This window comes from Fusicatenibacter saccharivorans, assembly GCF_015557635.1.
GTDB classification, from domain to species: domain Bacteria; phylum Bacillota; class Clostridia; order Lachnospirales; family Lachnospiraceae; genus Fusicatenibacter; species Fusicatenibacter saccharivorans.
Genome location: NZ_JADNOP010000002.1, coordinates 96,335 through 119,023 on the forward strand (window position 1 = coordinate 96,335; position 22,689 = coordinate 119,023).

Genomic DNA, 22,689 nt, shown 5'->3' on the forward strand with positions numbered 1-22,689 from the left:
CTCCTATATTATAGCCCAAGTTCTTTCAGATAGGCGTCCATCTGCTTCTCAGCCTCTGCAATCTCTATTTTCAGCTGGGCAATATTGGACTGAACCTGCTGAAGATCAATCGGATCTTCCTCTTCAAAGGTATCCACATAACGTGGAATATTCAGATTGTACTCATTCTCTTGGATTTCGTCCAAGGTTGCTACATGTGCAAATTTATCCTTTTCTACACGGTTCTGATATGCTTCCACAATGGCATCAATATGTTCCGGTGCCAATTCGTTCTGATTGCTTGCCTTGATATAACGAGGATTACCATCCTCGTCCTTCCTGCTGGCGTCGATAAAAAGCACATCCGTGTTGGGGCGATTCTTCTTAAACACCAGAATACAGGCCGGGATAGAAGTACCATAGAACAAGTTTTCAGGCAAACCAATAACCGCATCCAGAAGATTTTCCTCAATAACTTTTTGGCGGATACGACCTTCTGCTGCACCACGGAACAGAACACCATGAGGCGCAACAGCGGCAATTCGGCCATTGACGGAGAGGCTGTTGATCATGTGCAACAGGAATGCCCAGTCACCCTTACTTGCAGGAGGGACACCCCAGTCGAAACGATGGAACTTATCCAGAGTGGCTTCCATCTTAAACTCTTTTTTGCCCTTGCCACTGGACTCACCGCCGGGATTAAAACCGGATGCCCACTTATCCTTCGAGAAAGGCATATTTGCGACAATGGCATCAAAGAGAAGCAGATTACCGTCAGCATCCAGGAACACCGGGTTTGCCAGAGTATCACCCCAGCCAATCTTTGCATCCCTGATTTCATGGATATACATATTCATCTTGGCCATTGCCACGGAAGACCCGTTGACTTCCTGACCATAAATGGAGACTTCCTTGCTGTTCTGCTTTTTCGCAGCCTTGATCAACAGAGAACCAGATCCGCAGGTAGGATCATACACACGCTCACCGGGCTGGACATTCACAATGCGAGCCATTATTTCGGAGACAGCTGCCGGGGTATAGAAGGAACCAGCCTTCTTACCTGCCATGCTAGCAAACTGGCCAATCATGTACTCATAGGCATCACCAATAACATCGGCAGGGACTTGACCAGGCTTCACCTCGATATCCGAAGGGCGAAGGCTCAGCGGCTCAAAGTCCTCCAGTAGATCCCGAAGGATTGCCTTTTTGTGTTCTAGTGTGCCCAGTGCATTTTCGCTGTTGTAGTCCACGGTGTTCAGAACACCGGCCAACTGTTGGTTGTTATCCGCCTCGATTTTGCGCATAGCGGCATTGATCAACTGCCCAATCTTGTCAGAATATCTCTGGTCATAGAGAGACTGGAAGGAGCACTCTTCCGCAATGATAAAGGGCAGATATCGCTTCTGACGCTCCAGACGGATGCCGGAATACTCCTTTTTCAATTCGTCCAGAGCATCTTCATAGGAATCACTCAGATACTTTACGAACATAATCGGCAGTACGTAGTCTTTATAGTTGGCTGCATCGATGGTATCTCGCAGAGTATCTGCGCCACGCATCAATGCATTTTCAATATCCTTCTTAGTCGTCATTGGTTGGTTCCTCCAATCATCTTTTCAATAAGATGTTCTGTTAATATACGTTCATTTTCGATCAGCTCACGATACATACGTTCTCGTTTTCTGCTTAACAGGTCAATCTGCGCCGCTTGCCGTTGAATATGCAAGGGCTGTAAGGGGACTTCCAAATCCAAGACTGTTTTGATTTTTACGGTCTTCTGGGCTGTCCCGCTTTCCAGGCTGAGAATTCGTTCCTCCACACTTTTTTGTGCCAGACACAATCGAAGGTACTCCGGCATAACCTTTGCACAGTCTTTTACTCGAAGTATCGCAAATTGAGAGGGGACGAGAATATTTTCATAGTCAGGCTCGATAGACGCCGGGTACATTGGAGAGACCAGCCGAATTACAACATCTCCTACCTTTGTAAATAAGGCATTCTCCAGACTCTCACAGGCATGAAAAATCTCCAGCTCTGATCTATTAATATTTCCATTTTCATCGAATGCTCTAAGCGTAAGACGGCTGTACTCGAAAACGCTTTCCTTCTGATTTTTAGCCTCTTTTCGGCTTAAAACTATTCCGCCTTGCACATCTGCAAGATCTGAAATTTTAGCGATCATCTTTTCGCCTCCAAAGAAAAGCGATCCGCCCATAAATGGGCGGGCCACCTTATCATGTTATCTGGTGTGACTTTCAGGGCAGCAGTGCGCACAACCGTCTACACAGTTGTAGTACTTGCGTGCTTCCTGAACAGCCGCCTGAGAGGTGTAAAACTCGCCCAGGTAGATTCTGTTCGCTACGTCAGGCAGCCATGCGCAATCTGCACGATGTACCTCATGCTCGCCAGTCCACTGCTCATTCTTATTAACATAGAACTTCATTGGCTTGTTCTCCTTTCATTGAAAGTACAAGCCCACATTGACATTCCTGAGAATATCTGATATCATAATGATGTATAACTATGATATTTGCGTGGGAAGCTCTCAGAACAGTTGCCGCTGTATCTGGGAGCTTTTCTCTTGTCTGAAGATATAGTACCATACGGCTTGCAGGTTGTCAAGTTTTTCAAAAAAAATATTTGTAATATTCAAATATGACATTTTTTCTGTTTGTGTCTTAACCTAGGATTTTATACTCTATCACTGCTTTCAAATAGACTTCTAGCTCACCATTTAAAATTAGATTGACATACTCCAACGGAGCGTTATAGATCAGCCCGTCTAGTTCTGACCGCTGGTACATACTGTTTGCCACCTCGTTCTCCACAGCGGTGCAGTCGATGGCGAGCAGTGTCCCATCATCCAAACACAGCTCCACGCAGGCGGTGTCCAGGTTGAACTCACAGGACAAAATCTTTCTCATAGTCGTTACCTCCTGACGTTTAAATTTCGGTAGATTTTTCACAGAGGCACAAGGTCTGTTTCGTTAATTTTAGAATCTGGCAAGCAATGCGTGTGGCTATCCACACACAAATCCGGCAAGCAATGCGAGCGTTAATACACACTCACATTCCCTGCCGTCTGCTTGTTGAGGGCAGCGCCCCCAAGCTCCCTCTGAACACAGAATTTCATTCTGTGGCTGCGCGTTCTGCTAACGCGTTGAAGGGGTCCGGTTGATCTCGTCCGCTGATTTCCAGTGTGGCCTTTCCGTCAGTTCGTTTTTCTTTCTGCATAATGAGTGCCCCATCTGCACAGCCCGACAGTCCGGTGGTGCCGGAAATCTTCTCAAAGCTATCTCCCGCGGGCTGCTTTCTAGTGTGGTGGACAATCAGGATGCAAACTCCATGCCGGTCTGCAAATTGTTTCAGTTTTCCAATCACCTCATAGTCGCTGGAATAGCTGTAATTATCGCTTACCATCTCCCGGACTTTTTGCAGGGTATCCACGATAATCAACTTGGTGTCACTGTGTTCCCGGGCAAATTTTTCAAGTTGTTCATCCAGACCGCTGCCGATCATCTTGGCACTGGTAGCAAAGTGGAGAGCGTTTGTCCCCTCCACACCGAACATGCGGAACATCCTGCGCTGCAAACAGCTTTCATCATCTTCCAGCGCAAGATAGAGGACTGTTCCCTGATGAACCTTGTAACCCCACAAATCCTGCCCAGTGCTGACATGGTGAGCAATCTGCGCCCCAAGAAAAGATTTACCGATTTTTGGAGCTCCGGCAAGGATATATGCTCCAGTATAGAGCAGGTTTTCAATCACCGCAGACTTTACCTCAAACACATTGTCCATCAGCTCGTCCAGGGTTACAGTGTGCAAGTAAGCCGGGTCGCTCATGCGCTGTATCCTGCGGTACATTTCTTCCAGGCTTTCCTGCGGATTTACAACTTCATCGTTGATTTCTCCCTTAGAAGTGGTTATACTAATGTCAGCGTTTTTAGAGATTGACTGCCCATCGTCTGCGCCAACAGATGAGTCCTGGGCGGTCATTTTCTTTTTTTCATCGGTCATAGGCAATATCCTCCTGCATTCCTTTCATAATGGTTGTGATCATCTGAATGGTGTCCAACAGTTCCTCGTTTACGCCTTGCCCGGCTTCAATCCGGCGTAGCTCGTCCAGCACAGCAGCCAGCTGATCTCGCAGTGCCTTATAGACTCTTGGATTTCCCTGAACCACCACATCCCGGCAGATCAGCCGATGGATGATATAATCCTGCTTGGTCAGTCCGGTGAGCTTGACTGCTGTTTCAATCTGGGCATCCTCCTCAGGGGAGACCCGGAAAGATACGGCCTTGTTTCTCCAACGGTTGTGCTTATCCAAATTCTTTGCTGACATTTTTAATTGCCCCTTTCCATATTCAATTTATCTGCCATTTCCGTTTGTTTGGACGGAAACAGGTGCGCATAATTTTAAGTGATGTCGATGCTCTCGTGTCCCACCCGGTCTGCGATGGCTGTGGCTGAGAACCCCATGTCGATGAGAAGCGAAACCGCACTGTGACGAATATCGTGGATTCGGATACGCGGGACTCCAGCCTCTTTGGAACCTCTATCCATCTCCCGGTGGAGATAACTCTTGGTAACGGTGAACATTCGGTCATCTGCTCCAATTCCGTAGAGCATTTTGAGGTAATCCTGAATTTCCTCTGCCAGAAACTGCGGCATAGTAATGACACGATTACTCTTTTCGGTTTTTGGAGTGGTGATCAGATCCTGCCCATTCAGCCGCTGGTAAGACTTATTGATGGTGACAGTGCACTTCTCAAAATCAAAATCTGCCGGGGTCAAAGCCAGAAGTTCTCCCTCTCGAATGCCGCACCAGTAAAGCATCTCAAAGGTGGATATCTTTCGCCTGATGAGTATGAAAAACAATACAAGAATAAACTATTAGAGCTGGAGCAAAAACTTGCCGGCTAAGTATGCTGGCAAGATGGAAAAAAGTCATTCTTAATTTGTACTTTTTCTTGACATAGGATCAACCTCCCAAAAATAGCGACAAAAACCCTTAGCCATGAGTTTTATACCCACAGCTAAGGGCTTTTTAGATAAATATGGATTTATTTGTTGCACAACCACCTGTCAATTATTCTCTAACCCTAAAACCACCGGGTTACAAGAATAATGGCTCTCATGCAACTGTTATCAATTTGTTATCAAAAGACTTTTAAAAGTGCCGCAAACCCGCATAAACGCTGGGTTTACTAAGCATTTTTGTTTACTCAAACTCGATGGTTGCCGGTGGTTTTCCTGTGCAATCATACATAACGCGATTGATGTGTTTTACTTCGTTTACAATTCTGCTCGTTGTTTTTCCGATGACATCCCACGGAATTTCTGCGCTTTCGGCTGTCATGAAATCGGTAGTGGTTACGGCACGGAGGGCAATGGCATAATCATACGTTCTTTCATCTCCCATGACTCCGACGGAGCGCATGTTGGTCAGGGCTGCGAAGTACTGGCCGATTTCGTGGGCGATTCCGGCTTTGTCGATTTCTTCGCGCCAGATCGCGTCGGCGTCCTGTACCATTTTGACTTTCTCGGCGGTTACTTCGCCGATGATACGGATGCCAAGTCCCGGGCCCGGGAATGGCTGACGGAATACGAGGTATTCCGGAATGCCGAGCTCAAGGCCGGCTTTTCTTACTTCGTCTTTGAAGAGGTTGCGCAGCGGCTCGATGATTTCTTTGAAATCTACGTAGTCCGGCAGTCCTCCGACGTTATGATGGGATTTGATGACGGTGGATTCTCCGCCGACGCCGCTCTCTACAACGTCTGGGTAGATGGTTCCCTGTACCAGGAAGTCTACAGCACCAATTTTCTTTGCTTCTTCTTCGAAGACGCGGATGAACTCTTCGCCGATGATTTTACGTTTTCTCTCCGGCTCTTCTACGCCTTTTAATTTTGCATAGAAACGCTCCTGTGCGTTAACGCGGATGAAATTCAGGTCGTATGGGCCGTCCGGTCCGAAAACTGCTTCTACTTCATCGCCCTCGTTTTTACGCAGCAGGCCGTGATCTACGAATACGCAGGTCAGCTGGTTTCCGACTGCTTTGGAAAGCATAACAGCTGCTACGGAGGAATCGACTCCGCCGGACAGTGCGCAGAGGACTTTTCCGTCGCCTACTTTTTCGCGGATAGCTTTGATGGATTCTTCTACGAAGGAGTCCATGTGCCAGTCGCCGGCGCAGCGGCAGACATTGTATACAAAGTTGGAAAGCATTTTCTTTCCTTCTTTGGTGTGCAGAACTTCTGGATGAAACTGGGTTGCATAGAGGTTTTTCTCTACGTTTGCAACGGCTGCTACCGGACAGTCATCCGTATGGGCGATGATTTCGAATCCCGGAGCTGCTTTGGAGATGTAGTCGTTGTGGCTCATCCAGCAGATGGTTTTTTCGGATACGTTCTCAAACAGTGCGGAACTGGTATCTACAGTTACCTCAATTTTTCCATATTCTCTGACCGGTGCTACTTCTACTTTTCCGCCGAGCAGATGCATCATCAGCTGTGATCCGTAGCAGATGCCGAGGATCGGGATTCCAAGTTCAAAAATTTCTTTTGTATAAGTCGGGGAATCCGGCAGATATGCGCTGTTCGGGCCGCCGGTGAAGATAATACCTTTCGGCTGAATTTCTTTGATCTTTTCGATGTCTGTTTTGTAAGAATAAATCTCACAGTAAACGTTGCACTCACGTACACGTCTTGCAATTAACTGATTGTACTGACCGCCAAAATCAAGTACGATAACCGTTTCTCTTTTCAAGAACGTTCCCTCCTGTTTTTTCTTCTGTGCATGATGAACTACATGCGTTTTTTGGGTTTGATGCTAATTATAGTAAAGAAACCGTAAAATTTCAACCCCCGAAGTACAGGAATCGTGTTCTTTTCGCTGTACTTCGGAGGTTTTTCTTTTTTTCGGGTCCTTATTCTCCGATGGTGATGGTGTAGCCTGCCTGGAAGGTTTCACCGGCTTTCAGGTACTGTTCGCCGTATTTGTCTTTTAATTCGCCGTCAAAGCCGACGTTGTCGCAGCGGCCGATCCATGGCTCGAGGCACACGAACGGGGCATCTGCTTTTGGCTTGGACCATACGCCGACGCTCGGGAAGCCTTTGCAGGTGAGAGTGACATACGGTTTTCCATCCACTTCTACGCCGACGCGCTCGACTTGGGTGTTGTCGAAGATCAGGGCGTCCTCGTCGAAGAGGGTTCTGGTGTACGGGATTCTGCCGTCCTGAAGTTTCAGTTTTCTCGGATGTGCGGCATCGACGCCTGCTGTTTCCGGGTCGATCAGGATGTATTCGAGTTCGGTCTCGGTGTGGTTTTCCAGGCCTTTGTTGAAGACGATGTCATACTGTTCCGGAATCATGAATGCAGGATGTCCGCCGACGGAGAAGTACATGTCATCATCACCGGTGTTTTCTACGTTCCAGGTTATGGTCAGGGTTCTGCCGGAGAGTTCCTGGGTTACGGTGAAGGCAAAATCGAACGGGTAGACTTTTTTTGTTTCTTCGGTCGATACCAGGCGGTGTACGGTTTTGTTTTCGGTGTTTTCGATGCACTCGAATTCGTTGTCGCGGGCGAAGCCGTGCTGACCCATCGGGTATTTGACTCCTTTATGGGTGTAGAAGCCGCCGTTTACTTTTCCGACGAACGGGAACAGGACCGGTGCGTGGCGGTTCCAGAAGGCCGGATCGCCGGTCCAGACTGCCTCACGGTCAGCCGCTTTATCGTAGATGCTGCTAAGTTCTGCGCCGTGATCGCTGATCTGCACGCGCAGATTTTCGTTTTCCATGGTTCTCATGTTTTGTTTTCCCCCTGTGTTATTTTTTATGGTTTATTCTGGATAGATGAGACGGGAGTCGTCGATTCCGTACAGGACTTCATCCAGGTATTTTTTGCCGAGGTAGTTGGCCATGGAGAGGTTCATGTCCAGATAGTTTCCGCAATCTTTCGGGGATGCGCCCGGAACTTCGCCTTTGAAATCGCGGATGAATTCATACATTTCGGTGACGAGCGGGACGATGTCTCTGGAGGTGTAGTCTCCTGCCAGCAGCAGGTAGAAACCGGTGCGGCAGCCCATTGGACCGAAGTATACGGTTTTGTCTTTCCACTGCTCATGGTTACGGAGGAAGGTGGCTCCGAGGTGCTCGATGGTGTGGACTTCAGCGGTGTTCATGACGGGCTCATCGTTTGGGGAGGTCATTCTCAGGTCGAAGGTGGTGATGATGCTGTCACCTACGTGGTCTTTTCTTGAAACGTAAATGCCTGGTTTAAGTTTGATATGGTCGATCGTAAAGCTTGCAATTTTTTCCATGACTGGTATTTTCCTTTCTTTCTGTCCTTTAATAGCTGCGGAGTTCATCATCGGTATCCGCAGTGTTTTCGATGGATTTGATGATGAGATCATAACTATAGGCATCGCTTACTTTTACAGTGACGCGGTCGCCGACTTTATGACCAAGAATGGCTTTTCCTAATGGCGAGTCGATACTGACGTATCCTTTGAGAGAATTACCACGAACGGTGGTGACAAGTTTGTAGGTTTCTGTCTCATCATCTTCTTCGATGTAAACCTGGACGGTATTGTTGATGCCGACTTCGTCGTCCTTTGAGGTATCTGAAACAACGTGAGCGGTTTTGATCATTTTTTCCAGATAGCGGATGCGGCTTTCGTTGCGGTTTTTGTCCTGTTTGGCAGCTTTGTATTCAAAGTTTTCGCTGAGATCGCCCTGGGCACGGGCTTCTTTTACAGCCTCGAGTTCTTTTGGACGGACAACCAGTTTGCGGTAGTCGATTTCTTCCTGCATTTTTTTAATATCGTTTTCGGTCAGTTTATCATACATGATTTTTCTACCTCTTTTCTTGTGAGGTTATTTTAGCACAGAATACGGCAAATTGGAAGTAGGAAGACAGCCACGGTAGAATCATGAGTAGAATCACTTTCTTACGCACCGGAACAGCAAATGTTCCGGTGCTGAATGAACTATAACGGTTCACTCAGCCGTGTCGCTTGGTTTTGAAGGCGGAGTTCCTTTGTTGTCGCTGTTATTTGGCATTTTTCCACCTTCGGAATCGCTCATCGTTTTAACAGACCGGGTTCCGGCGGTGGTGATGATGTCCGTGAGGGTGATCTCTTCGTTGTCGGTACCGGCAGCCAGAGTATACGTTGCGTCCAGTTTCATTTCTGGGCAGGTCAAAACGATGCTGGCGTAGGCTTTTTCGGGTGTGACCGTGAAGAGGGCACTTCCATCGCTGTCTGTCAGTGTGATGATAGTGTCAGCGGACTGGGTTTCCGTACAGTAATAGGTGATAACGGGCTGGGTGGAAGCTTCGTCGAAGCTTTCCGTCATGCCGGCACTGCCGATAGCAGCTAAGGTTCCGCCGGTCACAATTGCACTTCCGTCGTAATCGAGGGCACTGTCACCATCGCTGGTCGGCCCGTACACGATCGTAGTTCCGCCGGTCACGAGAAGACCGCCGTTGGAATCAAGACCATCACCATCGGCGGATACAGTCAGGGTTCCGCCGGTAATTTTAATGTAAAGCTCAGAGTTGCCTCCGCCGCCGGGGCCTCCCTGCATCTTCTGTGGAGCATCGCCGTCAGACGGAGCATTCCCCGGATCGAAGTTCTGCGGCGCATTTCCGCCAGACGGAGCGTTCTCCGGATCGAAGTCCTGCGATGGCTGCATATCGCTGCCGTTTTCTGTATCAGGCGGCATTTGCGGAGGTTCCTTTCCGTCTGCCGCACCGGATATGCTGCTATCATCACCGGAGTTTACGGCAGCACTGCTATCGTTGTTTGAGCTTGCGGCATTGCTGTCATCGTCACCGGAACCGGCCGCATTGGCGCCATCGTCGCTGGCATTTACGGTAATGTCACCACCATTGACCACGACGCGTTTTCCTTCCAGGCCTTCGTTGCTTTTTTCAACAAGGATCGTTCCGCCATGGATGACGGTGTCGAGCTCCGCATGGAAACCGTCGTCACCAGAGTTTACGGTGATGGTTCCATCATCGACAACGATGCTGCCGGTTGCATGGAATCCATCCTGTTCCGCCTCGATCGTAAAAATCCCACCAGCAATATAGATATTTCCAAGCTCTGCGTCATCCGTATTCTTCGCTTTGACCGCACTGTTTGCAGCATCAATGTCAAAGCTTCCGTTCAGAATTTTAATCTGATCTTTGGCTGTGATCCCGTTGTCCGCAGCGGCGATTTTGTAGGTTCCGCCGGTAATCACAAGGTCATCTTTGGATACAATCCCGTGCTTGTAGTCTGCCTCGATGGTCAGACTTCCTGTCCCGTTGCAGACAAGATTTGATTTGGAGAAGATAACGCCGTCTACCGTGTTGTCGTCAATCTGAGTGTACTCGTTTCCACCGCCAAGCGTGTTGCTGCTGTTTTCAGCAAGCGTGATGAAAACTTTGTCCGCTTCGCGAACGTAGATGGCAGCATTCGTCTTACAGTTGATATGGACTCCATCGAGTACGATCTGAACCTTGTCGGAATCGGATGCGTCTACGATAATCTGGCCATCCTCAAGTGTTCCGCTTACGATGTAAACGCCTTCTTCCGTGATGGTAATTGTGCTGCCATCTGCTTTGACTCCGCTGCCGGAGACGGTAGCTGTCGTCTTATTAAGTGTAATTTTTACGGCTTCCGACGCTTTGTAGCTTCCGCTCTTCTCACGGTCTGTGAATTCGGTGTCGATAGTGGATTCGGTCAGTTCCAGATCAAAATTAATATCGGAAGCACTTTCCATTGCATTTTCCGAATCTGTGCTCTCTGATGTGGTATCCGCGTTGTCGGCAGATGTTTCGCCGGTTGACTCTGTACGGGCAGATTCGGCATTTACAGAGCTGGAAGATGTCACTGCTGTGCCGCATCCGCCGAAGGCCAGCGATGATGCAAGAAGCAGGCTGACGACTGCGCCGGTCTCTTTTTTTCTGTTTTTTTTCTTTCTGTTTCGATTCATTATAATTCCTCCCTTCCGGTCTGCGCACGACTGCACAGGATTTCAAGGTTTCCGTTTCTGCAGCGGAGCTGGTCAATCATGTTTTTCTCTTCGCCTTCCTCGCGGAATACGATGCGATACTCCAGCTTGAAAAGACTTCCCATATTCGTGGTTTTTGCCTGTACAAGCTCGCAACGGGTCAGATACCTGGCAAAGATATCGTCAAAAACACTGGTATAATCAAGGGACTCCGGTTCCAAGATTTCCATTGACGAGCATGATCACCATCTGTACGATCACAGGCATCAGAACAAGCGTGACAGCAAGGCTTTTGGTGCATTCGCTTTTGTACCTGTAAACAGCAGCGATCAACAGTCCCTGAATCAGAGACACTGCTGTGCAGGCAAAGAACTGACCAAAGGTGAAGGCGGCGGTTGTTTCTGTAAAAACGGAACTGAATATTGTGTTAAGCATAGCAAATTCCTCCCAGAATTTTTTTATTTTCTTGTCTATTCAGAGCCCCATCTCGATTCCGCTTACGCTACATCGCGATGTTGCTTCTCGCCATATGAAGTTCCAGAAAAACCGCTCATTCATGCAAGCATGATTCGCGATTTTTCTTCTATTTTGCATGGCTCTGAATAGTTACATTTTCTTTTTTTGTGAAGCAGACTATGTTTGAAAAAGGCTTTTCGCAAGCTGTGAGTCCACCCACTGCTTCTTGCTTTTCGCAATGGCCGCAGAGGACTTACCTGATTCAGCTAACGGAATGCTGTTTTTGATACGGTTTGCCGGATATCTGTGAATGGTATGAAAGCTTTTTCTTCTGATGCTTTCTGATTTTCGATTTGATAGGCAAAGCCGTATTTAGAAAATGATGCCGGATAGATTGCAAGATCATCCAGAATTTTGCTGAACCATAGGGGCACAGCACCTGGTGTTTTCACCTCCATGAGATACCAGCCTGGTTCTAAAAGCCTGGTTCCTTCCGTTGGACCGTCAAGACACAGATTGTCGGTACGCCATCGGATATTGGTGTCGAAGGTAACACGAAAGTTCCTGTCTTCCGTGCCGAAGCAGGCGATGCGGTCGTAGGCGATGTACATAGCGGGAACAAGCCCCCGGTAGTAGTTGCGAAACCAAGTGATTTCGTGGAGAATCTGGCTGTCGAAGCCTGGTTCTGATTTTCCTGCAAGATAGGGAACCGCTTCTGATAATATCATGCGCTCGCGGCGTTTGTAGACGATTCCTTCATATTTTTTCTTTAGTTCTACGTATATGGGGCTGGTCTCTTTGGCCGGACCATAACTGCGGAGTCGCAGTTTTTCTTTGTAGACGGGTTTTTCCAGCGAACGGCGGATGAGCTGGTGATCCGGGGTATCGTAATAGAGGCTGCAGATGGTATCAAGGCCGTATTCATCCATCTGCAGATGACCCGGAAGGCTCTTGCGAAGCTTGCGAGCCATGATCGGGGAAAGCATGTATTTTGTTTCATACCGTTGGAAGGTCATGGGAATCTGTTGGCTTTGCATCATAATCGATTGATCCTTTCGTTTGATTTACTTCCGGAAATGTTTTTTACATTTTTAAGTATAATGAGGAAACTTTAAAGGAACCTTAAAGAATGGACGGAAAATGTGAAAGGTTTGTGAAAAGACGAACCTCTGTAATCCAGATCGCTTTTTGAATACCATATAAAAAAGAAAGAGCCCGTTTCCGGACAAATTCGTTGGAAACGGATTTGTTCGGAACGGACTCTTGTAGCCGATATGTAAAGTCATGAAACATATAAAATAGGAAAAGCGTCAAAAATCATCTTGGCCAGCGCTCTTTTCTGGACATGAGTGGCGCGAATGGTACATGAGGATGCGTCTGGTACCAGTAAGCTGTGGTAGCGACATCATCCTGACGTTCAAAGAGACCTCCATGACTGACGCCAATCTGCTGAAGGGTTACCTTAAGATCCTTCTCAAAAAGGATAGGATCAAGAAGGTGCCAGCGGTAGAAGCTGCGCTGTGGCATCTGATCATCATTGTGGTAATCATTATGAAGGAAGGTATCGTGGGTAGAGTAGTAAGGATATCCAAGATACGGAGTGCAGTACTGATTTTCAACAGTTTGGCCATTTTGCTGTGTTGCAAAGCTCCAGGCACCGCCGAAGTAATCTTCTGTTCCGGTTCCGCAGATGGTTGGATAATCCTTGTCTCCATCGATGTAGAATTTCATCTCACCTTCTCCGTACCAGTAGCGTTCGAGGCTGGTCAGTGCAAGATAAGTTCCAACGTACTGGCCTTTCCCTTTGATGTTGTCGAGGACAACGTAGTCTTTTGCCTTTTCCGTGATGCGCTGACGACGCCACTGGGCATGGAAATAGGCAGCATCCTCCGGAACCGTTGTCAGGCAATAGTCGATCTGATAAAAGAAGGCCGGAATCGGCTCATCACACTGATTTTCAATGGTAATACGGGCGTTTTTACGGAACGGCATCGGGAAATAGCTGTTGAAACCACGGGTCGGATTGACAGCAATCGGGACGGAATTTACCTGATAGGAAACACCGAAACCGCAGCAGAAGAAATCGCCAAGCGGGCATTCAACGGATGGGAATTCTTCATCGTCCCAGTACATGCGCAGAACAAGATCCCGCAGAACATAACGGTTGCGTTCACTGGTACGGTCTGTGACGGTGATCCAGATGTGCTGAATGATGCCTTCTCCCTGGATCTCACCAAGTGTTACGGTCTCTCCTGCTTCTATTTTCGGGATGCACGGGGAACCTTTTCTGGACGGACCAAGATCGCTGGATGCCATGCCGCCTTTTCCTTTTTCTCCGTTCCGGTTTTCCCAGTTGATGGAACGGGACTGTCCGTTTTTCAGCCGGAAAATATTCTGTAAACCACAATCAAACATCATATATTCCTCCTTTTGTTTTCTTTTGTTTTGTTTTTTCTCTCTTGAAAGCTTTCGATTTCTGCTTTTTTGTGTGTCTTCCTCTCCTGCTCTGCTGTCATTTTTTCCATTTTTCCGGAATTGTGTTTCTTTCATCCTTTTGCCGGAAAGACTGCTTTAAAACAGATGCCATCTTGTGTCCGCTCTGCGGTGATTTTTCCCTTATGTGCCTTTACAATTGCAGCAGCCACGGAAAGGCCGATTCCATAGCCGCCGCTTTCCCTGGCCCGCGACGCATCCGCACGATAGAAGCGGTCAAAGAGGCGGTTGAAATCACCTTCCGACAGGATATCGCAGGTATTCTGCACCGAAAATTCTGCTTTTTTGCCGTTTTTTCGACAGAAAATGTGGATTTTTCCACCCTCCGGAGTGTATTTAACGGCGTTATCCACAAGAAGAGAAACGAGCTGGTGGATTCTTGCGGCATCCCCTTCCATATGGAGTTCTTCTGCAATATCGCTCTGCAGCGCGATCTGTTTCGTAACCGCATGGGCTTCAAATGACGTTACGGCATCCATGATGGTTTCTGACGCATTCCATGTTTTCAGCTCCAGTTTTCCGCCACCTTCCTCCATTTTTGCAAGCGTCAGAAGCTGTGTTACAAGACTGTTCAGACGCTCAATCTGGTGATGAATGCTCTCCGTCCACTCGCTTAAGACCTCCAGCCCGCTTTTTCCCGGCATCATAATATCCAGGATCATGCCGTCATAGTTTCCGCTCTCTGCCCAGTCCGCAGCATCAATTCCATTATAAACAACATCTACAGAATAATGGTTATGTGTAAACACTGCTTCCAGCGCGTGCGCCATCTCTTTTTCATCTTCTGCCAGCAGCAGTCTCATATCGGTTCTCCTTATTTTGGTAATTTTCAGGATTCTCCGCCGGCGACGGGTCGCTTCAGCGACATAATTCCCCCTCTGCCGCAGTGCGATCCTGCCCGGAGGGCTTTTTGAATTTACAGGAAAATTCAAAAACATCCGACCGGCACTTTTGCATGGGTGCTCGCAGCCGGATGTTCGGTTTGCATTCATTTTCTTTTTTTCTCTGCCCGTCTCCGCAGAAGCTCTTTTGCGCCTGCATACAACAGAAAATATACCGTCAGAATCATAACAACTACAATCCTGTTATCTTTCAGGCTGAAAAAAGAGGTCACATTGACTGCCGCCAGAAACAGCAGCAGTGACACACTGAGATCAATTTTTTCTTTTCTGTCGGCCAGCACCATTCCTGCGGCCGCCAGAACCAGAAGAACGGCAATTCTTGCAATCAGATTTGCCATTTTGACGCCTCCTTACTGTTTCCGGAAGGTAATTTCCCCGGTTTTATCATCCATACCATCGACGATGGCAAGAGATTCCAGATGAATGCCGCGGTCACGCAGCAGTTTTCCTCCGATCTGGAACCCTTTTTCGATGACAACGCCTGCTCCTACGAGCTCTGCACCGGAATCCTGTACCAGGGTTGCCAGTCCTTCCAGCGCTTTTCCATTTGCCAGGAAATCATCGATCAGGAGAACTTTGTCTCCTTTTCCCAGAAATTCTTTGGAAACAATGATATCATAAACTCTTCCATGGGTGAAAGATTCTACTTTTGTGGTATAAACATCGCCGGCGATATTTTTGGTCTGTGTTTTCTTTGCAAACACAACCGGAACATTAAAAATTTCAGCCACAACACAGGCAATTCCGATTCCAGATGCCTCGATGGTCAGGATTTTCGTGATCTCCTCTCCCGCAAAACGACGCTGAAACTCTTTTCCGATTTCCCGGAACAGATTGACGTCCATCTGATGATTTAAAAAGCTGTCCACCTTCAGGACATTTCCCTCGCGTACTTTTCCGTCTTTGCGGATTCTGTCTTCCAATAACTGCATTTTTTGAAGCCTCCCGAATTTTTATTATACCCATTGTACTTACTTCTCACTGGAAATGCAAGTCCAAATCCATCAAATTTCGCACTGTCTCAAATTTTATTCATGGCAGCCGCCGGTGTCTCTGCATCAGAGATCCTCTTTCCGGTCCAGATCCTTTAATTCCCACGCGGCTTCGACCCGGAACAGAATTACCGATTCCCAGTGCCGTTTCAGCACCTTTTTTCCGCCGCAGTCGCCGGAAAGTTCTTTTAGTTCTGAAAAATAAGGTTTTGAGAACCACGCCGGATTGCCGCTCTCGCCGCCGCAGAAAACGCAGCCAAGTGGAGCCTTCTGCCTCTCCATGGATTCCAGAAAGCGCTCCGCCGTCTCTTCCTTCAGGTATGGCTGATCCGCCACAAAACACGCACAGGCATCGGCATTTTGCTTCTCCGCCGCCTCGATTCCCGCGCGGATTGTATAGGAAATTCCTTTTTCGCTGTCCGGCGAAAACACCGTCTGCAGACGCCCGGCTTTTACCAGCAGCGCAAGCTCCTCCAGAATTCTTTCATACTGCGTCACAACCAGCAGTTCCCAGTTCTCATGCCTTCCGGCAATTTGGGCCAGCCGGTCCAGCAGATGGCGGTACACCGCCTTTCCATCCAGCGGATAGAGCAGCTTATTTTCCCCGAACCGTCTGCTGTTCCCGGCTGCCAGATAAAGTATCGTTACTCGCATTCTTTTTCCGCAATTCCCATTGCAATCTGCTCGCTCGTGATCGGCAGTTCGCGGAACCACAGACCCGTCGCATTGTAGATTGCATGTGCCAGCGCCGGAGCCGGTGTGTTGATGACGATCTCGCCGATCGATTTTGCACCGAACGGACCGGTCGGCTCGTAGCTGCTCCGAAACTCGACGCGCAGCTTGCCCATATCGAGGCGGGTCGGCACTTTATACTGCATAAACGAATTATTGATCATCTGACCCTTGTCCGTGTACTGGATATTTTCAAACAGCGTCATGCCGATGCCCTGCACCAGACCGCCCTCGACCTGTACGCGCGCAAGGTTCGGGTTGATGACGGTTCCGCAGTCGACAACGGCGGCATAATCGAGAATCCTGACCTCGCCGGTCTCTTTATCCAGCTCGATCTCGACCGCACCAGCCATATAAGGCGGCGGCGATACCGGAGAGCAGTTGCTTTCCGTCGCTTCCAGCGCGATGCCGTTATTGCACATGGCCGCTGTTGCGATTTCTTCCATCGTCATGCTGCTTCCGCTCTTTTCATGCACGACGCCGGTACCGGTAAATTCTGTCTCATCTTCCGGCACGTTCATCCGCTCTGCCGCCAGGGCACAGATTCGTTTCCGAAGCGTCATGCAGGCTTTTTCCACCGCTTTTCCGGTAATATACGTCGTACTCGATGCATAGGAACCGGAGTCATACGGGGACGTATCGGTATCTGCGCCGACAACAGTAATGTCATCCACATCACACTCCAGACACTCTGCCGCCATCTGGGACAGAATCGTATCGCAGCCGGTTCCCATATCGGCCGCTGCAATCAGCATCGTATAGCCGCCGTCGTCGTTGACTTTGATCGTTGCCGATCCGACATCGAGATTGGAAATACAGGAGCCCTGCATCGCCATCGCAATGCCGACGCTGCGCACCTTTCCATTTCCCATATCACGGCACGGATATTTCTCATCCCAGCCGATCATCTCTTTCGCACGCTCCACGCACTGGTCAAGCGCACAGCTGTTTGCCGTTTCGCCATAGTAAGCCGGCATGAACTGTCCCTCACGGACCATGTTCTGCTCCCGGATCCGGATCGGATCGATGCCAAGACGCGCTGCCATCTCACTGACAGCAGATTCTACGGCAAAGATACCCTGCGTCGCACCGTATCCGCGGTAAGCACCGGCTGACATTACGTTGGAATACACAACATCATACGCAAACCGGTAAGCCTCAAGAGATCCATACATCGGAATCGATTTGTGGCCGGAAAGGCCGACCGTTGTCGGTCCATGCTCGCCGTATGCACCCGTGTTGGAAAGTGTATACAGATCGATCGCACGGATTCTTCCGTCCTTCATCGCACCGAGGCGGATCGTTACTTCCATCTCATGGCGCGGTGTGGATGCTGTCTGGGACTCTTCTCTCGTAAAGATCATTTTCGACGGTTTTCCGGTTTTCCAGGTTACAAACGCCGGGAAAATTTCGGCAACCACCGTCTGCTTCGCTCCGAATCCGCCGCCGATTCTCGGCTTGGAAACACGGATCTTCGATTTCGGAATGCCGAGTGCATTGGACAGAATGCGGCGCGCATGGTAAACGATCTGGGTCGAGCTCAGCACATTCAGCCGTCCGTAGGTATCCATAAAGCAGTATGTCCGGAACGTCTCCATCATCGCCTGCTGGGCTGCGCGTACATGATACGTATGCTCTACGACCTCATCGCACTCTGCGAGCACGGCTTCCACATCTCCGTTGTGATCTTCTGCACTTGCACAGAGATTTCTCTGATTGTCCGCACCGACCGGACAGAGCGATTTCCAGCTTTCCTCCGGATGCACCAGCAGTTCATTATCCTTGGACTGATGAAAATCCAGAATGGCCGGAAGCACTTCGTACTCTACTTTCAGGAGCTTCCGCGCACGGTCCACGCATTTTTCATCTTTTCCGGCAATAATCGCCACCGGATCTCCCACGTAGCGCACATGCTGATCGAGGATCAGACGGTCATACGGGCTTGGTTCCGGGTAGGTCTGTCCTGCCATTGTAAAACGCTGTTTCGGCACATCCTCCCAGGTATAAATCGCCTCAATGCCCGGAACACGCTCTGCTGCCGTCTTTTTCACGGATTTTACGATTGCATTGGCATGCGGACTCCGCAGTACCTTGACAATCAGACAATCCTTCGGCGCCAGATCATCTACATAAACCGGCTTTCCGGTTACCAGCGCGAGGGCATCCTTTTTGATCACCGGTTTATTCACACTGCAGAGCTGATCGGTTCTTCCCGACCAGTCCGGTTCATAGATATGATTTTCTCTGCTCATGACGCACCTCCCTGCTGCTTTTTCCAGGCAAGGAAATTCAAAATTCCCCGAAGCTGTCCTTCATATCCGGAACAGCGGCAGAGATTTCCCGCCAGATATTCTTTAATTTCTTCCTCACTCGGATCCGGATTTTCCCGGAACAGCGCAATCGCATTCATAATCATCCCCGGATTGCAGAACCCGCACTGCTCGGCGCCCTGTCCGGCAATAAAGGAACCAAATTCTTCTGCTTCCTCCTGCAGGCCTTCCAGCGTATCCACCTTACATCCATTCGCCCGCGCCGCAAGCACCGAACACGACAGCACCGGTTTTCCCTCCAGAAAAACCGTACACAGCCCGCAGTTCGACGTCTCACAGCCGCGCTTCACACTGTAGCATCCCTGGCTTCTCACAAAATCGATCAGGAGCATGTCTGCATCAATTTCCGCTTCCGTCTTCTTTCCATTTAAGATCATCGAAATCTTCATCACTGCTCCTCCTTCTTCTGAATTTCTTCCATACATCTGCGCAGCAGCACCCGTCCCAGATGATGACGATACTCTGCACTTCCGCGCATATTACTGCCATATGTAAACTGATCAGAAATCTCCGAAGCCGCCGCCTTCAGCTCCTCCGCAGATGCCTTTCCAGCCGCCAGCTTTTCCGCCAGCTCCGCCGGAAGCTCTACACGTGCCGCCTTTGCCGGTCTTGCCCCAAGCACCGCACATCCTTTTCCGTCTTCCACCCGCACCGCACACGTCAGCACCGGGAAATCCGTTCTGGAATTTCGATGACTCTGATAAACCGTAACACCCTCATGCTTCTTCACAATCAGCCTCACCAGCACATCCCTGTCTCTCTTTGAACAGGCAAACTCCGCCAGCGGCATCCGTCCCGCATGAACCAGCTCCACCTCCGTATCCAGCGCCAGAAACAGCGTCAGCACATCCGAAAATCCAAATCTGCCGAAAATACTGCCTCCCACCGTAGCCAGATTCCGGAACTGCACCCCGACAATACTCCGCACACTCTCCCGTGCCGCACCGTCGGTATAAGCATTCAGCCCCTCATGCTCCTCCATCTGCCGCAGCGTCACCATACATCCAATCGAAAACTCCTCCTCGGACTCTTCAATCTGATCCAGTCCCAGCCCGGACAAATCAATCGCCGTCTGCACCTGCCTCTGCCCCATCTTCGTCCAGAGCATCCCGCCCAGGATACAGGCGCTTCTCTTCTGATTCAGCTCATACGCCTCCTCCAGCGACCCCACCCGGACATAATCCTTAATCTTAATCATACTTACCCTATATCCTCCATTTTTACTCAATATAGAAGCCCATATATTTGATATTATACCCGACCTGCTCCCCCCTTTCAACTTTTTTCTATTTTTTTCAAAAAAACCCTTGCATTTTCCCTCCACATCCAGTATAATCATTCAATGTCGGAAGTCATTCTGACACAAAATAAAATACATGGACGGATTCCCGAGTGGCCAAAGGGGACAGACTGTAAATCTGCTGCAAATTGCTTCGATGGTTCGAATCCATCTCCGTCCATATGCCGCAGTGGCGGAACTGGCAGACGCCCGGGACTTAAAATCCCGTGGGTAGTGATACCCGTACCGGTTCGATCCCGGTTTGCGGCACGATTAAGAGCTCTGATTCATACGAATCGGAGCTCTTTTTCCATTTCTATTTTTCAACCTCCCGTCCCCACTACCAGCCTCGCCGCCGCCCGTTCAGTCTTGCGTGATGCGGCGGCGAGGCGTCCGTCACTCCTCGCATCTATGCAGTACCACTCCCGATAACGGCAGCAAATCCATCTCCAGTATGCCCGCCGGTGCCTCGATTTCTTTCTCCTCCGAAGAAAATCCCACTGCATCCGTTGCAAACACCTGCGTCAGCTTCGCCACCGAACTCCGGTTAATCCCGGTAAGCCACACCGGAATCTCCACATGCACCCTCTCATTCCGGTTATTAATCACCACAATCACCTGCTCCTCCTGATTAAACCGTCCATAAGAAAGCACATTATAATCATGGTACAAAAATTTCAGCGATCCCATCGCCAGCACCGGAAATCTCCGATGCACCGCAATCATTTCTTTATAGAATCGGATCAGCTCCTGATCCTCCTGTCCCCAGGGATACGTCCGCCGGTTATCCGGATCCGTAAACCCAACCTGGCCGGCCTCATCCCCATAATACAGCGTCGGCGCCCCCGGCCACGTCATCTGAATCACAACCGCCTCGCGCAGCACCGCCTTATTCGTATTCTCCGCAGCCGCATACGGCCCAACATTCGCCACACGCCCCACACGATGATTCGTTCTCGTGAGGAACCGCGAATGATCATGATTATCCAGCTCATTCATCGCCGTATACAGCGAAGGCGCATAAAACGCCGGCATATGATACGTCATCGCCCCGATAAAACTCTCACTGTTTCCGAGAAGCCCCTGGTTAAACTCATCACTGTGCTTCTCCATACCCGTGAGGAACCAGGAAACCGGCTCCATAAACGCATCATAGTTCATCACCGTATCCCACTCGTCGCCCTGCAGCCAGCTCATCGCATCGCCGTAGTGCTCCGCCAGAATAATCGCCTCCGGATTCGCCTCCTTCACAACGCGCCGGAACTCCTTCCAGAACTTGTGGTTAAACTCCGGGCTGTGTCCTAAGTCAGCGGCCACATCCAGCCGCCAGCCGTCCGCATTAAACGGCGGAGAAACCCACTTCGCGCCGATGCGCATAATATCCTCCATCAGCTTCTCCGAACCCTCGTAGTTCAACTTCGGCAGCGTATCATGGCCCCACCAGCCGTCATAAAACTCATTGTACGGCCAGTTATGCTCGTTATAAAACTTAAAAAACGTGTGATACGGACTGTCCTGTGCCACATACGCGCCCGGCTCATAGCCCTTTCCGGCCTCGTAAATCCGCTCGCGGTCCAGCCACTTGTTAAACGAACCACAGTGGTTGAAAACGCCGTCCAGAATCACCTTCATGCCGCGCTTGTGCGCCTCCTCCACCAGGTGGATAAACAGTTCATTGCTCGCCTCCAGGTTCGCCCTGTTCGTCACACGGTCAATATACCGCGTTGCCCGCGTATTGTCCTTGTCGCCCGGCCAGAGCAGATCGCCTTCGTCGGAGACAATCTTTCCGAAATGCGGATCAATATAGTCATAATCCTGAATATCATACTTATGGTTCGACGGCGAAACAAACACCGGATTCAGATAAATGACCTGCACACCGAGATCCTGCAGATAATCCATCTTGTCAATGACGCCCTGCAGATCGCCGCCGTAGAAATTGCGGACATCCATCTGCTCCGGGAAGCGGTTCCAGTCATCCACCTTGTTGACCTGCTCACCGATATAGCTGTACTCTCCCGTCAGCACATCGTTGGACGGATCTCCGTTGCAGAAGCGGTCCACAAAAATCTGATACATGACAGCGCCCTTCGCCCAGTCCGGCGTATGGAAGCCCGGGATAATGCCGAAAGAGTACATCTCCTGAAGCTCTCTTGTGACACCGAGCTTGTTGTAATAACAGACCACGCGGCCTGCCTGAATCTCAAAAAAATAGCGGATCGGCTCATTTCCGACCGGAATCTCGATCTCGTAATAATCAAAACCGTTCCGGACCAAACCGACCTGCATCTGTGCACGGGTGGAACCGCTGATGAAATAAACCGCATCTACATTATTTTTCAGGGTACGGAACCGGATCTTCACCGTGTCGCCCGGGTTCGGCTCAAACGGAATCTGATACTGCGGGGATTCATCACTGTAGAGCGCATGCTTGTTGAACATCGCCCGCATCTGTGACATATACTGCTGCATTCTTGTTTTATCCATGAACTAACGCCTCTGTCTTTCTCAATCATTCATTCCTTATA

General features: G+C 49.5%; 22 protein-coding genes, 2 tRNA genes and 1 pseudogene. 2 read left to right on the forward strand and 23 right to left on the reverse strand.

Translation table 11 applies throughout. The annotated features are described in order from the left end of the window. Positions 1-8: 8 nt before the first annotated feature. The 22 genes and pseudogenes from I2G42_RS02345 to I2G42_RS02445 all read right to left on the reverse strand — a co-directional run bounded on the left by I2G42_RS02345 (position 9) and on the right by I2G42_RS02445 (position 20,080). Positions 9-1,571: a type I restriction-modification system subunit M gene (locus I2G42_RS02345; protein WP_195530681.1), complete on the reverse strand. Its 1,563-nt coding sequence runs from the start codon at positions 1,569-1,571 to the stop codon at positions 9-11. Next, positions 1,568-2,161 (reverse strand): restriction endonuclease subunit S domain-containing protein, encoded by a 594-nt coding sequence (locus I2G42_RS02350; protein ID WP_195530682.1) that lies wholly within the window; start codon positions 2,159-2,161, stop codon positions 1,568-1,570. The genes I2G42_RS02345 and I2G42_RS02350 overlap by 4 nt, the downstream gene beginning before the upstream one ends. A 496-nt stretch (positions 2,162-2,657) precedes the next feature. Further along, entirely contained in the window at positions 2,658-2,903 is a 246-nt protein-coding gene (locus I2G42_RS02355) for a DUF6061 family protein (RefSeq protein WP_195530683.1), read from the reverse strand. Positions 2,904-3,108: 205 nt separating this feature from the next. After that, positions 3,109-3,996 (reverse strand): AAA family ATPase, encoded by an 888-nt coding sequence (locus I2G42_RS02360; protein ID WP_330611264.1) that lies wholly within the window; start codon positions 3,994-3,996, stop codon positions 3,109-3,111. Further along, the gene (locus tag I2G42_RS02365) at positions 3,986-4,321 is read right to left on the reverse strand and encodes a plasmid mobilization protein (RefSeq protein WP_195530684.1); all 336 of its coding nucleotides are present in this window, start codon (positions 4,319-4,321) and stop codon (positions 3,986-3,988) included. Before I2G42_RS02365 ends, I2G42_RS02360 begins: the two co-directional genes overlap by 11 nt. 2 nt (positions 4,322-4,323) lie before the next feature. Beyond that, positions 4,324-4,821 (reverse strand): annotated as a pseudogene (locus I2G42_RS02370) (site-specific integrase); the annotation flags it as partial. Positions 4,822-5,200: 379 nt separating this feature from the next. Then, positions 5,201-6,745, reverse strand: a complete 1,545-nt coding sequence (gene guaA, locus I2G42_RS02375) for a glutamine-hydrolyzing GMP synthase (protein ID WP_117801446.1) — start codon at positions 6,743-6,745, stop codon at positions 5,201-5,203. Positions 6,746-6,905: 160 nt separating this feature from the next. Continuing rightward, a complete protein-coding gene (locus tag I2G42_RS02380) occupies positions 6,906-7,784 on the reverse strand; it encodes an aldose 1-epimerase family protein (RefSeq protein ID WP_195530685.1) in 879 nt (292 codons plus the stop codon). 33 nt (positions 7,785-7,817) lie between these two features. After that, a complete protein-coding gene (locus I2G42_RS02385) occupies positions 7,818-8,297 on the reverse strand; it encodes an S-ribosylhomocysteine lyase (protein ID WP_173815863.1) in 480 nt (159 codons plus the stop codon). 28 nt (positions 8,298-8,325) lie between these two features. Then, positions 8,326-8,826 carry a GreA/GreB family elongation factor gene (locus tag I2G42_RS02390; RefSeq protein WP_173815865.1) on the reverse strand — a complete coding sequence of 167 codons (501 nt, stop codon included), beginning with the start codon at positions 8,824-8,826 and terminating at the stop codon, positions 8,326-8,328. A gap of 150 nt (positions 8,827-8,976) precedes the next feature. Continuing rightward, positions 8,977-10,959, reverse strand: a complete 1,983-nt coding sequence (locus I2G42_RS02395; RefSeq protein WP_178817934.1) for a carbohydrate-binding domain-containing protein — start codon at positions 10,957-10,959, stop codon at positions 8,977-8,979. Next, on the reverse strand, positions 10,959-11,207 hold the full coding sequence (locus I2G42_RS16620; protein ID WP_330592040.1) for a hypothetical protein: 249 nt from the start codon (positions 11,205-11,207) through the stop codon (positions 10,959-10,961). Before I2G42_RS16620 ends, I2G42_RS02395 begins: the two co-directional genes overlap by 1 nt. After that, positions 11,179-11,412, reverse strand: a complete 234-nt coding sequence (locus tag I2G42_RS16625; protein ID WP_330592041.1) for a hypothetical protein — start codon at positions 11,410-11,412, stop codon at positions 11,179-11,181. Before I2G42_RS16625 ends, I2G42_RS16620 begins: the two co-directional genes overlap by 29 nt. A 287-nt stretch (positions 11,413-11,699) precedes the next feature. Further along, positions 11,700-12,473, reverse strand: coding sequence for a polyphosphate polymerase domain-containing protein (locus tag I2G42_RS02405; RefSeq protein WP_173815869.1), 774 nt, complete (start codon positions 12,471-12,473; stop codon positions 11,700-11,702). A gap of 277 nt (positions 12,474-12,750) precedes the next feature. After that, positions 12,751-13,848, reverse strand: a complete 1,098-nt coding sequence (locus tag I2G42_RS02410; RefSeq protein ID WP_118750303.1) for a glycoside hydrolase family 172 protein — start codon at positions 13,846-13,848, stop codon at positions 12,751-12,753. Positions 13,849-13,979: 131 nt separating this feature from the next. Then, positions 13,980-14,729 carry an ATP-binding response regulator gene (locus tag I2G42_RS02415; RefSeq protein WP_195530686.1) on the reverse strand — a complete coding sequence of 250 codons (750 nt, stop codon included), beginning with the start codon at positions 14,727-14,729 and terminating at the stop codon, positions 13,980-13,982. A 185-nt stretch (positions 14,730-14,914) separates the two neighbouring features. Next, positions 14,915-15,166, reverse strand: coding sequence for a hypothetical protein (locus I2G42_RS02420; RefSeq protein ID WP_022462118.1), 252 nt, complete (start codon positions 15,164-15,166; stop codon positions 14,915-14,917). Positions 15,167-15,178: 12 nt separating this feature from the next. After that, positions 15,179-15,760, reverse strand: coding sequence for a xanthine phosphoribosyltransferase (locus I2G42_RS02425; protein WP_055218716.1), 582 nt, complete (start codon positions 15,758-15,760; stop codon positions 15,179-15,181). Between the two features lie 126 nt (positions 15,761-15,886). Next, positions 15,887-16,474, reverse strand: a complete 588-nt coding sequence (locus tag I2G42_RS02430; RefSeq protein WP_195530687.1) for a nucleotidyltransferase family protein — start codon at positions 16,472-16,474, stop codon at positions 15,887-15,889. Next, positions 16,465-18,804 (reverse strand): xanthine dehydrogenase family protein molybdopterin-binding subunit, encoded by a 2,340-nt coding sequence (locus I2G42_RS02435; protein WP_082424482.1) that lies wholly within the window; start codon positions 18,802-18,804, stop codon positions 16,465-16,467. Before I2G42_RS02435 ends, I2G42_RS02430 begins: the two co-directional genes overlap by 10 nt. Then, a complete protein-coding gene (locus tag I2G42_RS02440) occupies positions 18,801-19,271 on the reverse strand; it encodes a (2Fe-2S)-binding protein (protein WP_022462114.1) in 471 nt (156 codons plus the stop codon). Before I2G42_RS02440 ends, I2G42_RS02435 begins: the two co-directional genes overlap by 4 nt. Next, positions 19,271-20,080 carry an FAD binding domain-containing protein gene (locus I2G42_RS02445; protein ID WP_022462113.1) on the reverse strand — a complete coding sequence of 270 codons (810 nt, stop codon included), beginning with the start codon at positions 20,078-20,080 and terminating at the stop codon, positions 19,271-19,273. Before I2G42_RS02445 ends, I2G42_RS02440 begins: the two co-directional genes overlap by 1 nt. 180 nt (positions 20,081-20,260) lie before the next feature. Between I2G42_RS02445 and I2G42_RS02450 the strand changes: the two genes are divergently transcribed. Next, a tRNA-Tyr gene (locus I2G42_RS02450) sits at positions 20,261-20,342 on the forward strand. A gap of 3 nt (positions 20,343-20,345) precedes the next feature. Next, positions 20,346-20,431, forward strand: a tRNA-Leu gene (locus I2G42_RS02455). A 126-nt stretch (positions 20,432-20,557) separates the two neighbouring features. On the opposite strand, the gene I2G42_RS02460 is transcribed toward I2G42_RS02455, so the two are convergent. After that, positions 20,558-22,648 (reverse strand): glycoside hydrolase family 13 protein, encoded by a 2,091-nt coding sequence (locus I2G42_RS02460; protein WP_055264834.1) that lies wholly within the window; start codon positions 22,646-22,648, stop codon positions 20,558-20,560. Between the last annotated feature and the right edge of the window lie 41 nt (positions 22,649-22,689).